Source organism: Paenibacillus paeoniae, assembly GCF_003388735.1.
GTDB lineage: Bacteria > Bacillota > Bacilli > Paenibacillales > Paenibacillaceae > Pristimantibacillus > Pristimantibacillus paeoniae.
The window spans coordinates 1,379,599-1,393,478 of record NZ_QUBQ01000001.1 but is presented as its reverse complement, the minus strand read 5'-3'; the positions used below and the strand labels follow the sequence as shown (position 1 = coordinate 1,393,478).

Here is a 13,880-nt window from a genome sequence, read left to right as displayed (position 1 = left end):
AATCGGAGCTGTCCTACAGCACATTTAAACCTATGACAGATAGTTCTTTTGATCCAAAAAAAAAATTACTAAAACAAAAAAACGATGCTCAGGGTATGATTCCTGGCACCGTCACTTTCTTCCTGTCTATTGCGTTCATATTTTCCAGTTTTCAGGAATTAACCTCGCTCTTCTTTTGTATCAGGGACGGACCTGTCATCCCGGTTTCTTCCAAATCAATTTTAACTTCTATTTCAATTTTGGCCTGTTGAAAATGCTGGGACCACTCCTCTTTCAGCCCTTTCCATTGGTAGGGATGCTGACGGTGTATGGATTGACCAACTCCTAGTATATCGGTGCCAAGCTTTTGTATCTCCTTAACGACACGTTTCACCTCTGTTGCTGTCTGCTCATTGAGATACTCCTGAACCATTACTACGTTCCTGGAATGAGATAAATCAAGATGCGTATTGCTCTCCCTTAGAATCCCTTTACCTCCAAGAGTGACATGTACTTGGATGTTCTTCTCCACAATTAATGTTTGAATGTTGGCCGATAAATGATTGATTTCTACCACAATGTCCCCCTCTTCCGATGGGATTTTGACGGTTCCAATCGTAGAACCAAGCTGTCCTTTAATCCATTGCGCAAGATTGCCTTTTTTCAGCGGCAAATAGTCAACCAACTTGGTATCTTTATTGAAAATCGCTGTCCCCCATAGTTGCAATCCCACATCCGGATTGGCGTGTACGGTGACAACCGGCAAGATCGGGCAGTTCTCATCGCTTGCATTAGCCATAATAAAATGAAGCAAAGTCAGATCAGGGTTCATATCTGCAGCCTCATGAATTCTGAAGAAAGCATTGGCAGGCAATTGTTCCAAAGGATAGGACACCTCAAGAATATCTTCAACAGAACTTCCCTTTACAATAAGAATATCTGTGCGAAGGCGAACGATGGGATTGCGGCTGTACTCATCCAATATATTTGCAAGTCCATCCTTTGCCAGTTTTTCTCCGATCAGGATCACTCGGCGGTGGCCGGCGAACCAAGCCCGAGACACTTTCGCCTGCAGATCCTTAGCCGCCTCATACACGCTATTCCCGTCCCCTGAAACCGAAAATGAAGCTTTTCCAGTGCTCTCTTCACTACTCCCCAAACTATGCGGATTAGCGAATTGCGCTGTAGCATGATAGCTGCCATCCTCATTCAAGTCCATCCCCCACGCAAAAATAAGTGCCTGATCGTTCAGCTCCCTGCGATCCCAGCATCCAGTAGTAAGAAATAAAAGGAGTATAAGGATCAACCACAGCCTCTTCACCTTTCCAATCAACTCCTCTTTGCGGGCATGATCTTGCTGCGAATGATGGAGATTAACATTAGCAACAGCGGAATGCCTATGACATTGATCGGAATGACATACGGTATCCAAAATTGCTCCACATATTCTTTTACGGGTGCTGTTGCGTTTTGCGGCAGGAGAGCCAGTACGAGAATTAACGGTACGAGCACCCAAATTAATCTCCGCCAGTTTTTAATGTTAAGCCATTGAGCCGTGCCATATACGGTTACAAACAGAAAGAGAGACAATTTGATAAAAGCTGAAAAAAGCCAAATGACCACGACCAGAATATCGACATTCTGAATAAAGCCAAGTACGGAAATAAATCGCGTCATCCCAAAAAAAGGTGCCCACATCCGTCCTGGCAAAATGGGCCCGAATGTCATAATGACCATCAAGGTTGCAATGAATACAAACACGGCGGATAGCGTCATTCCCCACATCGTTCTGGAGAGCGCCTGTTTGGGCTTAGACATAAAGGCATAAATCATCGTAAATATAATGATATCGCCATAAAAGGCTAATGCAGGAATGGTCCCTCTCATAATGCCCGTCCAGCCGCTATCTGCAAAAACTGGCGTCAAGCGATGCCAATCCAGATGGTTCAGACTTAGCAAACAGGTACCTATGATGACAACCAAAATAATCGGTCCCATCAGCTCCCCGCATCGAGCGATGCCAACCAGACCTCCTGTAAAAACAACATAGACGACCAGGATCATCAACGTAATCATAATGACGTACAGCGGTGTTTTCGTAAACAAAGTCAAATAGACAAAATCAGCCGAATTGCGAAGGGCCATGCTGTTCAAATACATCCACATGATAAAGTAAGGGACAATAATGATTCTGCCCGCCCATTTCCCCAGGATGGTCTGGCTGTACTGCACAAATGTTTGCTGTGGATACCGCATGCTCAACTTTACAGCCAGCAGCACAAAGCCAAGTCCAATGATTCCGGCAACTATCATGGAAATCCAAGCGTCTTGACTTGCCTCTTTTACCGCAGCAGGTACCGAATACAGCATCGTCAACACAATTTCAATACTGAATACAAGCCAAAACAACTGTCTGCCTGAAATCCGCATCTCCAATCCCCCTTAGTGCAACTTACCTCACATCTTCATTATCTGCCCCTTGGCTTTTATATGGCTCTTGTCCCTTTGGAGTACGCGTCTGATTTTCGCTAACTAAAAAAGCAGGGCGTTCATTCATCTTCCAACGCGGCATTCGAATGAAGATATCCTTCATCGTCCCTGAGAGGTTGGGTGCAACAGGTGCCAGGAAAGGAATCCCAAACGAACGAAGATTCACTAAATGGATAAGGAGCGCGATTACTCCAAAACCAACACCGTAAATACCCAAGCTACCAGCAAGAAGCAAGAGCGGGAAACGCAGCAGCCGAAAAGCAAGCCCTAAATTGTATCGAGGCAAAGAAAATGAAGCAATTCCAGTAAAAGCTACCACTATGACAGTTGGAGCAGACACAACACCTGCACGTACAGCAGATTCTCCAAGAACTAGCCCGCCCACCATGCTTACTGCAGAACCTACTGGCTTGGGCAGTCGAATGCCCGCTTCCCGGAGCGCTTCAAAAATAACCTCCATTAAAAGCGTCTCGACAACCGTCGGAAACGGAACATTTTCTCGAGCGGCTGCAATGGTCAACAATAGCGATTCCGGAATGAGTTGAGGGTGAAACGTTGTGGTCGCTACATAAATCGATGGAAGCAAAAACGATACGCTTAGAAGTAAAAAACGCAATAGTCGAATCGCACTGGTATAGATAAAATGCTCATAGTAATCCTCCGCTGCATGAATGGCCGACCAGAGTGTCATAGGAACGATGAGTACAAATGGTGTGCCGTCGACCATAATGGCGATTCTGCCTTCCAACAAGCTCGATAGAACAACATCTGGCCGTTCCGTATTCTGGATCGATGGAAAGGGTGAATGCGGAGAATCTTCGATAAATTCCTCAATATACCCGGAATCCAGAATGGCATCGGTATTAATGCTTTTCAGTCTCTTGCGCACTTCCTCTAAGATTTCAGGTTTGACAATACCCTCTATGTACGCGACGGATAGCTGGGTTTGAGACATCTTGCCTATGGTGGTCGGTTCAAATTTCAACTTCGGACTGCGCATTCTGCGCCGTATCAGAGCAATATTAGTGGTGATTGATTCCGTGAATCCCTCTCTTGGTCCTCGAACGACGGATTCCGTCCCGGGTTCCCCGATCGGCCGTTTCTCAAACTGGCACATATTGCCGAGCAGAGCCTCTGATTCGCCTTCAGCGAGCAGCGCAATTTGTCCGTGTAAAATACCCTCTACAACTCTAGATGTATGGTCTACCAACTTCGTATCTCGAATCGCGATGGCCTGCTTAGAAATAATCTCTTTAAAGTAGCTAGATTTGTCCACCTGGGCATTATATCCTGCCATAATAAGGGGTTTTAGGAGCATCTCTTCAAGTCCATTTGCGTCAATCAAGCCGTTAACATAGATGATCATCAGCTTAATCTCCCCATCAACAGGGAGAGAACGAAAGATGACGTCGGAACAGTTTTGAAAAACCCCCTTTAAAAGCGAGACGTTTTGTTGCAGTGACGTATTCAACTTTTGGTCCGGCAACCCTTCATCCTGAAGAAAGATTTCATCCTTGGTATGGCCAGCCTTTTTTAGCAGCCGCTTAAACCTAGTAGTCATGAGACTGCCCCCCTTAGTTCAGCAGGTTATGGACTTATTGACAAATAAACGATAATTCACTGTGTTAGCATAACCCGCTTGCGAATTTCCATTCTTCACCCAATGGGGAGAGTTCATTATGTTGCATGGATACCATAGCCTAAATAAAAAAGAACTGCCCTATACTTTCAGGACAGCTCTCTCACGTTATGTATACATATATTTTTCCGGGTTAACAGCTACTTGCCGAAGTGTAAAAGAAGGCGGATCGCCTAAATCTTCCTGGAATAAGCGGGATATTTTATCATAATGCGCTTCAGCCGCCAGAGGATCGTGCTCCAGCAGATGAGCTGCAATAATTCGGGCCTGATAGTCTTCGTGATACGGATTAGAAGCAACCATCTGATACAGATACGGCAGCGCATCAGCGTAATGCCCGCAGCCAAGCTCGTAGCGGATGACGGCTTCCAGCATGGCGTGACATTCAGCTTCCGCCTTCAGCTTCGCGGCAACTGCCCATTCCCAGTCATGCTCCTTCAGGAATCCCTCGTGGTACAGTTGTACGGCATCACGCGCGTATCGAATATGTTGTTCAGCTCTGTATGATGAGCATAGATCGGCAAATTGGGTCCATTCATCAAGAAGAGGCGGATGCTTGAGTCGATAGCTGCCGCCTTCGCCTTTGTCTTGCTCTACGATGTCAAATAATCCATGCGTCTCCAAATCCTTGCGAAGCTGATAAACGGTCGAGTGCAGATTAACCTGCGCTCGTTCAACATCTTTTCCAGACCATAGGGCTTCTATAATTTTGCTTTTGCTGACTGGAGAGCCGCGATTAATAAAGAGAAGCGCCAGCAGCTCCCTGGATTTCGAGTTTCGAAATTTGACAAGGGTTCCATTTTCCGTCTCGACTCTGAACCAGCCAAAACATTTAATAACCGCTTTCATCGTTCTGGTCGGCATAGCAAGCGATTGCCTTGCTACAAACCGGTTCAAGGCCCTCCCCATGCTTTCTGTGGTGACCGGCTTCATAATATAATCCAGCGCTTCGACATCGAAGGCTTGATGGGCGTATTGCTGAAAGGCGGTTATGTATACGATCTGCACCTTTGGTCGAATGGCGTAAATTCGCCGGCCAAGCTCCAATCCGTGCATGACGGCCATCTCCATATCAAGCAGCACCAGATCGAACTTTCCGGCTTCCGCTTCCGCAAGCAGCTTCCCCGGATCAGTATGCATCCCTTCAATCGAAACGTTCTCATAACCGGAGAGCACTTTGCAAATGCGCTTTAAGGCTGGAGCTTCGTCATCTACAATTCCTACCCTGATCTTCATATTCTCACCTCAACAACCCCCTGCCGCATCCAATCCGAATAAACGATCTAGTAGACGTGCCGAGCATCCCGGAATGCTCTCACGATGCGATTCAGCGCTTAGCACTCCTCTCTGGCCCTTGCCTAAGCAGCGAGCTCCTCGTCATTATCGCCACAGGTCCGTCCTAAGGCTGCTTGCTTCGCCCGAATGGACATACGTTTTCACAAATATAGAGTACATAAGCGGCTTTAAGGATGACATGTCGCTTATATCTACCCAATAGTATCCAGGCTCATATGCATCTCTGACGGTTATCGGCTGTCTTTTGCCGGACTTCAGCATCGTAACGACCAGCGGAAGCTCCACGCCTTGCGTTCTTGCTTCGCGAATTAAATGGAGAATACACTCTCCCAGCTCATCCGTCAACGTCTTGCCGAAAGGAGGCATGACAATCTGACTGCCATTATCGATTGGGCGATTGAATCTAAGTTGGTCTACGACAAGGCCAGCCAGCAAAAGCATGAATCGTGCAATTTTGAAGCTTCCTTCATCTTCTGTGCCAACCGCTATTTTCGGGACATGATCCGATAATCTTGCTCTACGTTGCTGCATCTGATTACCCCTTTAAACGTATTGCATGCGCTCTACTGCCCATTTTGACGATGTTCGCCATAGTTCGACAGCACTATTTTCATTATAAGGTCATTGACTGAAAGAAAACTGAAAACAGAGCTTGCAATACCCCCCTCAAGTCCAATCCATACCCGGCTCCGGAATGCGAATTTCTACCTTCGTCCCTTGCCCCAGCTCGCTCCATATGGACAAGCCTTGCCCATAAATAAGCAGCAGTCTTTGATGTATATTTATCAGAGCCATCCCGCCACTCTTATTGTCCGAATGCAGCAACGTCTCCACCCGTTCGATAGCCATGCCCGCTCCGTTATCCTCTACGATAATGATCAGATATCCGTTATCGGCTCTTGCCGTCAGCTTAACTTTTCCCCCTTCCATTTTTTGAGTCACACCGTGTTTGACCGCATTCTCCATAATGGGCTGTATGATTAATGGAGGTACGGTAATATCCAATGAATCATCGATATCGTATTCGATGTGCAGACGATGACCGAACCTGGCCTTTTCGATGAACAGATACGATTTCACCAGCTCGATCTCTTCACTCAACCCGATGAACTTGCTCGTATGCTTCATCTGGATGCTGTTCCTTAAGTAATAGCTAAGCTTCAGAAGCAAATCATGCGCCTTCTGGGGCTCCTCCAGTGTCAACGATAGTGCCGTGTTCAGCGTATTGTACAGGAAATGGGGTTTTATTTCCGCCTGCAGCATAGCGATCTCCGAAGTAGCTGCCGACTCCGCAAGCTGCTTCATTTCCAGATACATATCGATGCGGGCCTGCAGCTCTTGAGCATGGAACGGTTTCAACAAAAAATCGTTGACACCGGCCTGAAAACCTTCGCGAATGTCCATCATACCCTCTTTAAAGCTCATCATCACAATCGGAAGTTCAACGTGGCTATAGCGGGATCGAATACGCCGCACAAGCTCGATGCCGGACATGCCCGATACTGAGCCATTCAGAAGCACGATATCCAAACGGCGAGAATGGTCAATGTGTGCAAGAGCTTCCGCTCCGTTCATGACTGATGCAACCTTGTACCGTTCATCCGTCAGCGTATCGTGGATCAGCCTCAGCCAGCAACTATCTTCGTCCACTGCGAGAATGTGCAGCGCCGAGCTGCTCCCTTGTTCGCTCTTCGTTGCCGCAAGCTCCATCGCTTCTTTGTTCGGTTTGGCAGCCGTTTCTTCGGTGACTGTTTCTCTCGCACTAGAGGGCTCGTCTGGCGACCGGATGCGCCGCGGCAAGCGCGGTTTCAAAAAACGTTTTGAAAAATCGATCATTTCCATAAAAATTAATAAAAAAATAACATAATACATGATCGGTTTGTTGAACAAAATGTTCATCTGATAGTTAAGCAAATAATCATGCGTGAGCGCCATTACACAAATCAACAATCCTGTCAGCCTGGCCATTGCACCCTCTCTGCCGCTTCGGATGGCATGCATGAGCATAAACAGCATATAACTGCCTGCCGCACCAATATACACGTAAAACGCCATTCGAATCGCCGGATTGAGATGAAGCGCTCCCGCAACTAAGGTTAGATTAAACAGCATCCCCACCCACGTCAGAGCCTTCATTATGGACCGATTAAATTCGTTAGGAAAAAGCTGATGAATAAAGAGAATCGCAATGGCAATTCCGCCATAGAGAGATAGAGAATCCAAAAACGTGAGCCAGCCTACAGACAAACCAGGAACAAGCTGCAAAATAAACATATGATCGATAACCAGCATTCTGACCGCAGCCAGCATACAGAGGAGACTGTAATACAACGCTGCCGGTACGAATCCATACACGATCCATGTATAAAAGTAGTAAAGGGATATCATTATCGCGGAACCCAAAAAAAACATCGTTCCAGCTAATTCCTGCTCTCGAAGCATCCGCATATTGTCCGAGCTGCCCAGCTCGAACCCCTCCACCATGCCTCCATCCCGCTCCGTATAGTTGGATATATGAACGATCAGATCCAGCATAGTCGATTGTGGCTTGAAGAAGACGGTTTGGGGATGATAGGCGGCAACCGCATTTTCTTCTCGAACAGATACATTGCCAGCCTCAGCAATAGTCTTGCCGTTAGCCATCACCTCATAGGCAGTTGGCAGTACCGGTATTTTCAAAGCCAGCACATCGGAGGCAGTCTGCAGTTGGATCTGCAGCCTGTACGTTGCATACCCTTTACGTCCGGGTTTCAGCCCGTCAAGTTTGGATTGGCTCCATGCTTGCGGCACACGCACGATCGATCCAGCACCTGGTTTCGATTCATCAGTAAGGAAATCATCACTGGTCAAGAGCCTATTCCAGTAGAACGTCCATTCTCCCGATAGCGATACTCTGCCATCCTCCTGCAAGTTCCAATCCCCCAACTGCAATACGCCTTCGACCGGAACAGGCGAAGACTCCTTCAATCTGCCCTTCATAGCAGAAGCTGCGACCAATAACACAACGGCGAACAAGATCACCAAACAATAAGTGCTGCAAGCAATCGATCGTTTCTGTTGAACTACCATTCTCTAGGAATCTCTCACTCTCGGCTGACAATCTCGACATATTTCCTTTATTATACTGAAACGGAAAGGGACGCGCGAATGAGCAAAAACAGTGTCCTTCTAAAAAGGTATTATCGCAAAAACGCCGAAAATGATGGTTTTCGGCTAGAGATAACGGGTCAGTAGAAACAGAGTCGTGACGTAACTGGGTCATGGTGTATATGATTTCGCTGCAGTTATCACTTCACTTGTTCATGAATAATGAGCATTGGGCCCTTAGCTCTGGAGGCATATCCGTACGCGGAACCAATCGCAACGGACATCGCCCCCAAGCATAGGCCTATCCTAACATCGGCATACAGATCCTTTATCCTCCGCTAACTGTGCGACAGCCTATCAGCAATTAACGATGATTTCTGCCCGCGGTACAGCAGCTTCAGCTTATGAAGCGCTCTTGTACAACCCACATAAAGCAGCTTCGCGTCCATCTTACTGTAATTGGCGCTGCCAGCATCGGCAATTAGTACGGCGTCGAACTCCAGACCTTTCGACAGATAGACCGGCACGACGGTCAAGCCTCCTCCATACGTAGGCTGCTTGCTCTGCACAAGAGAAGCCTCCAAGCCCTGAGCTGCGAAATATCGGTGAATGTCCTCACACTCTCGCGCCGTCCTGCCAATAATGGATATCGTATCGTATTCCCCCTTGTCTCTCCACTCCAACACAGTCGCATACAGCTCCGGCAGCCATTGCTGATCTGCAACAGCCTTTGTCTCGACGGGATCACCGCTCCGAAAAACGGGTACAGCCGGCTTCACTCCGCCGGTCATGCCGCTTAGAATGATGTTGGCGAAATCGATAATTTCCATCGTGGAGCGGTAGCTTCGATTCAGCTCGAAGAACCCGGTATGCTCCTCGGAGAATAAGCTCATCAGCTCGTTCCAGCTTGGAATGCCCGCATAGCCGTGGATACCCTGCTGAAGGTCGCCAAGTATCGTCATGGAGGTTGATTGCTGGCATAGCCTTAGCGCTTCCAATTGAAAAGGTGAATAATCCTGCGCTTCGTCAATGACGATGTGATCGAAAAACGGGGTCTTGAGTCCATACAGTCTGAGCTGAATGTAAGCCAGCGGCGCCAGATCCTCGGCCGCAGCAACGCCGGCTCCAAGCCGCTCTGCTGTCGATTTTGCGATCGATTTCGGCACATTGGGCAAAGCGTTTTTACCTTTGAACAACGAAGCATAGAGCTGCACGGCAGTGAAGGACGGAATACGCTTCACATAAGCGTTCACCTTGGCAAGCGCTGTCGACCGTTTCTTCTTGTCGGCCACGCCGCGATGCTTGAGCTCCGACTCCAGCCATCGCTTGATTCGGCTCGCAAGGCGGTCCCGCTTGACCATTATCGTCTCTTCGCCATAATCCGTATCGTACCACTCCCGCATCATCTCCGGCGTCAGCAGAAAGCCGTCCAGCGGACTGAACTCCGTAGTCGGTACAATGCTTGCCTGCAGCGAAGCTAGCCGCTCGTCAATGGCTTCCTTGAAGAGCAAGCTTCCCTTCCAGCGGCCTGAAGCATGCTCCAGCTCTTCCATGGTGCGCGGCTCCTCGAACCAATAGGCCATCGTCTCCGACGGATCGGCCAGCTTAATGCCATGATCAAGCAGCTCAACAGCCCAATCGCTGAATGTGGTTTGTCCGATGTCCCCAACGCCTAGCTCCGGCAGGACACCGGAAATATAATCGAGGAACATTCGGTTCGGCGCGAAGATCATCATCCGCTCCGCCCGAATTCTTCCTTCATATTGATAAAGCAGAAACGCCAGCCGATGGAGCGCAACGGTCGTCTTGCCACTACCTGCAACCCCTTGAATAAACAAGGCTTTGCCACGTTCTGCCCGAATGATGCGATCCTGCTCTCCTTGTATGGTCGAGACGATATCACGAAGCTTGTTGTCCTTATTCTCGCCCAGTCGGAACAACAGAAATTCATCCGACATCGCACCTTCCTCCTGGCCACGGACATAGCTATCCACCAAACGGGCGATCTCCCCGCTGCGAATCATAAAGTTTCGCTTCAAGTGCACATAACCCGTCACTTCACCATCCGGCGACTCATAAGCAGCGGGCTCGTCTCCGCCTGTGAAGGAATAGAACATGCTGGCTGCCGGGGCGCGCCAGTCGATAACCAGCAGCTCGTTGCCGCCGTTTTTGGCTACGCCTGCTTTTCCAATATAAAGCGCCTGAATCTCATCCACCACCGTCTGCCTATTGATGGAATTGGACAATTCCTGAAAGTCCATGCGGCCAAAATAAGGTTCACGCCTGGCAATCTCCAGACGCCGCTTTCGTTCCTCGCGCTGCTGATCGAGCATCTGCTCCGTGAAATCTTGTCCCGTATATCGCGGTCCAATGCCCCGTATTTGTCCCTCTATATCCTCTAAAGCAGCCTCAAGCCGCTCTTGCTCCAACTGCTGTACTGTCTTTTCCTCTGACATGTCTCTTTCCCTCCTAACCATAAATAGCCGAGCCCCCGAAGAGCCCAGCTTGAATAAATGAATGGCAGTCTCCCGTTTATGCGGCGGCTCCCCATACCCAGACACCTGTCACCAATAGCAGTACAATAATATGAACGGCTACCAAGTAAGGAATGCCAACTGTAAACGAATGATGTTTTGTCTTATGGCGCCATAGCTTCATTCCGCACCAAGTGCCTGCCGCTCCGCCAACAGCCGCTACAAAAAACAAGCGACGTTCAGGAATGCGCCTGGCCTTCCGGCGCGCTCGTCGTTTGTCCATTCCCATCAACACAAAACCGTACAGGCTAAGCAAAATCCAATAACCGTACATGATAGATAACCAGGTCAAAGCCACTGCACTCCTTCCTGCCGTTTATGATAGGGACGGTCTAGGTTTCGTCCGGTTGGTAGCGACCGCCTCGTAAGGGTTATCCGGCCAATAATGCTTGGGATAACGTCCCTTTAAGTCTTTCTTGACATCAAAATACGCATGCTCCCAAAAACTCGCCAAGTCCTTGGTAACTTGAACGGGACGTTGAGAGGGAGACAGCAAATGAAGCGTCAAGGGCAATCTGCCCTTCACCAGTCTTGGCGTATCCTTCCATCCGAACAGCTCCTGCAGCCGCACAGCCAGCACCGGGGAGCCCGGATCGCTGTAATCGACCGGAATACGCGAGCCGCTAGGCACCACAATATGTGTCGGTACTTGCTCGTCCAGCTCGCGCGCCTGGCTCCAGCTCATCCGGTCGCCTATCAGTTGCGTCAGAGACAGCTTGTTTAAATCAGCAATACTCTTCATGCCGTACACATGAGGTTTCAACCAAATCTCCAGCGTATCGAGCAAAGCTTCTTCCGACACATCAGGCCACTGCGCATCTCCACTCAAGCTCATCAGCCGCATACGGCCGAGTAGACTAAGAGCATGTTTACCCATAGGCAATGCAGAGATTCCCTGGAAACGAATACCTTGCAGCAGCGTATCCGCTACAGCCTCAGGGTCTGGCCCTTCAAGCGGAACTTCACTGAGGATAATCGCCCCCAGTCTCACCCGCCGTCTAGCACGAACGGTCTGGGTTCCGGCATCCCATTCTACCGCTTCTTCTTTCTTCAGATGCAGGGACAAGCTGGTCTCGATTTGGGATAGACCCATTTCCGCAGCGAGACGAATTCGCCCCTCCGTACCCCCATCATCAAGCTCGCATATGACGAGATACGGAGACCGCGAGAGTGGCTGAAGCTCCGGAAGAACGGCACCCCTGCCATTAGCCATAATGTATCGTCCATCCGCCCTGCGCTGAGCGATGCGATCTGGGTAGGCGTTCGCGAGCAGCGAACCATCCGACTGCGTCACTGATTGTTTAGACTGATTTGAATAGGTTGCATTAGTCTTGCGCAAATCTTCCATCCTACGTTTCCATTGCATGGCCTGCGTCATCAGCCGATGTACCGTTGGATCGTTGCCGCTTGTATTTCGCAGAGCGGCTAGACGCAGAGCTATATCTACATTACGTTCAGCGCCCAGCAAGTCACGCTCGCTTAGCAAGGCTGCCAGCTCGCAAGCCTTCTCCAGCGTCTCCGAACCCTCTTCCGCCGCAAGCAGCATAGCTCCCAGCCGAGGGTGCATGCCCAGCCTGGCGATTTCACTACCGGCAAGCGTAGGCTTGCCTTGTCCATCCAGGGCGTTCAAGCTTTGCAGAAGGACCACTGCACCTTCATACGCAGCTTGAGGCGGCGGAGTAAGCCATTGCAGCTCTGCCGGATCTGTCACTCCCCATACGGCAAGTTCAAGTGCGAGTGCAGACAGATCCGCATCCAGCATCTCTGGCCTGGTCTGGAGCGGCAGATGATGATGCTCTAGCTCCGTCCACAGACGGTAACAATAGCCCGGTGCGACACGACCGGCACGGCCTCTTCGCTGATCGGCCGATTGCTGGGACACGGCCACCGTTTCGAGTCGGCTAAGCCCCGTTCGCGGCGAGAATCTGGATACTCTTGATAATCCGCTATCCACAACTATTCTGACGCCTTCTACGGTGAGGCTGGACTCTGCGATTGAGGTCGCAAGTACGATTTTGCGTTCATGCGGAGCGCATCCGGCAATCGCCGCTGTCTGTTGCTCCAACGCCAGGCTGCCATGAAGCTCAGCCAGACGAACACCGGGAGGCAGCCCCCCTCCACGCAGCCAATTGGCGGTTCTGCGAATCTCTGCCGCTCCCGGAAGAAAGACAAGGGCGTCACCCTCTTCTTCCAGCATCGCTTGCCTTACCACTTGTCCAACCGCTTGCTCCAGCGGAGCAGTTGATCTCATTGGCGCGTACCGTGTTGTTACGGGATAGCTTCGTCCCTTGCTGCGGATCACGACAGCGTCCCCCAGCAGAGCGGCTACCGGCTCGGCTTCCAGTGTCGCCGACATGATGAGCAGACGAAGCTCTTCCCGCAGCACCGACTGTGCCTGCAAGCACAAAGCAAGACCCAGATCGCTATGGAGATGGCGTTCATGGAATTCATCGAACAATACGGCGCCTACATGTTCCAGCGACGGATCTTCCTGCAACATTCTCGTTAGAACGCCTTCCGTGACCACCTCGATTAATGTCCCCGGTCCGACCTTGGAATCCAGACGAACGCGATAGCCGACCGTCTCCCCAACCTTCTCTCCCAGCATCCGGGCCATATATTGGGCTGCCGAACGAGCAGCCAACCTCCGCGGCTCCAGCATAATTATTTTTTTGCCGCCAAGCCATGGTTGCTTAAGCAGAGCCAGCGGCACCCTCGTCGTCTTGCCCGCGCCGGGCTCCGCTACAAGCACCGCGCTGTTCCCGCTCTCCAGCGCGAGCAGCAATTCGGGCAACACCTCTTCAATGGGCAATCGTATCATCGTCCCGTATCCTCCAAACCTTCAAGCTGTTGCC

General features: G+C 49.9%; 9 protein-coding genes. All 9 read right to left on the bottom strand.

What is annotated here, in order from left to right; all coding sequences use genetic code 11:
- Positions 1-151 precede the first annotated feature (151 nt).
- The 9 genes from DX130_RS06255 to hrpB all read right to left on the bottom strand — a co-directional run bounded on the left by DX130_RS06255 (position 152) and on the right by hrpB (position 13,846).
- The gene (locus tag DX130_RS06255; protein ID WP_165861176.1) at positions 152-1,300 is read right to left on the bottom strand and encodes a Ger(x)C family spore germination protein; all 1,149 of its coding nucleotides are present in this window, start codon (positions 1,298-1,300) and stop codon (positions 152-154) included.
- 8 nt (positions 1,301-1,308) lie between these two features.
- Positions 1,309-2,409, bottom strand: a complete 1,101-nt coding sequence (locus DX130_RS06250) for a GerAB/ArcD/ProY family transporter (RefSeq protein ID WP_116043678.1) — start codon at positions 2,407-2,409, stop codon at positions 1,309-1,311.
- A 22-nt stretch (positions 2,410-2,431) separates the two neighbouring features.
- The gene (locus DX130_RS06245; RefSeq protein WP_116043677.1) at positions 2,432-4,030 is read right to left on the bottom strand and encodes a spore germination protein; all 1,599 of its coding nucleotides are present in this window, start codon (positions 4,028-4,030) and stop codon (positions 2,432-2,434) included.
- A gap of 186 nt (positions 4,031-4,216) precedes the next feature.
- The gene (locus tag DX130_RS06240; protein ID WP_116043675.1) at positions 4,217-5,344 is read right to left on the bottom strand and encodes a response regulator; all 1,128 of its coding nucleotides are present in this window, start codon (positions 5,342-5,344) and stop codon (positions 4,217-4,219) included.
- A gap of 144 nt (positions 5,345-5,488) precedes the next feature.
- Positions 5,489-5,935, bottom strand: coding sequence for a hypothetical protein (locus tag DX130_RS06235; protein ID WP_116043674.1), 447 nt, complete (start codon positions 5,933-5,935; stop codon positions 5,489-5,491).
- A gap of 135 nt (positions 5,936-6,070) precedes the next feature.
- On the bottom strand, positions 6,071-8,473 hold the full coding sequence (locus tag DX130_RS06230) for a histidine kinase (protein ID WP_116043672.1): 2,403 nt from the start codon (positions 8,471-8,473) through the stop codon (positions 6,071-6,073).
- Between the two features lie 356 nt (positions 8,474-8,829).
- A complete protein-coding gene (locus DX130_RS06225; protein WP_116043671.1) occupies positions 8,830-10,947 on the bottom strand; it encodes a HelD family protein in 2,118 nt (705 codons plus the stop codon).
- Positions 10,948-11,023: 76 nt separating this feature from the next.
- Positions 11,024-11,323: a DUF1294 domain-containing protein gene (locus DX130_RS06220; RefSeq protein ID WP_240644323.1), complete on the bottom strand. Its 300-nt coding sequence runs from the start codon at positions 11,321-11,323 to the stop codon at positions 11,024-11,026.
- Between the two features lie 18 nt (positions 11,324-11,341).
- Positions 11,342-13,846 carry an ATP-dependent helicase HrpB gene (gene hrpB / locus DX130_RS06215; protein ID WP_116043669.1) on the bottom strand — a complete coding sequence of 835 codons (2,505 nt, stop codon included), beginning with the start codon at positions 13,844-13,846 and terminating at the stop codon, positions 11,342-11,344.
- Positions 13,847-13,880: the final 34 nt, after the last annotated feature.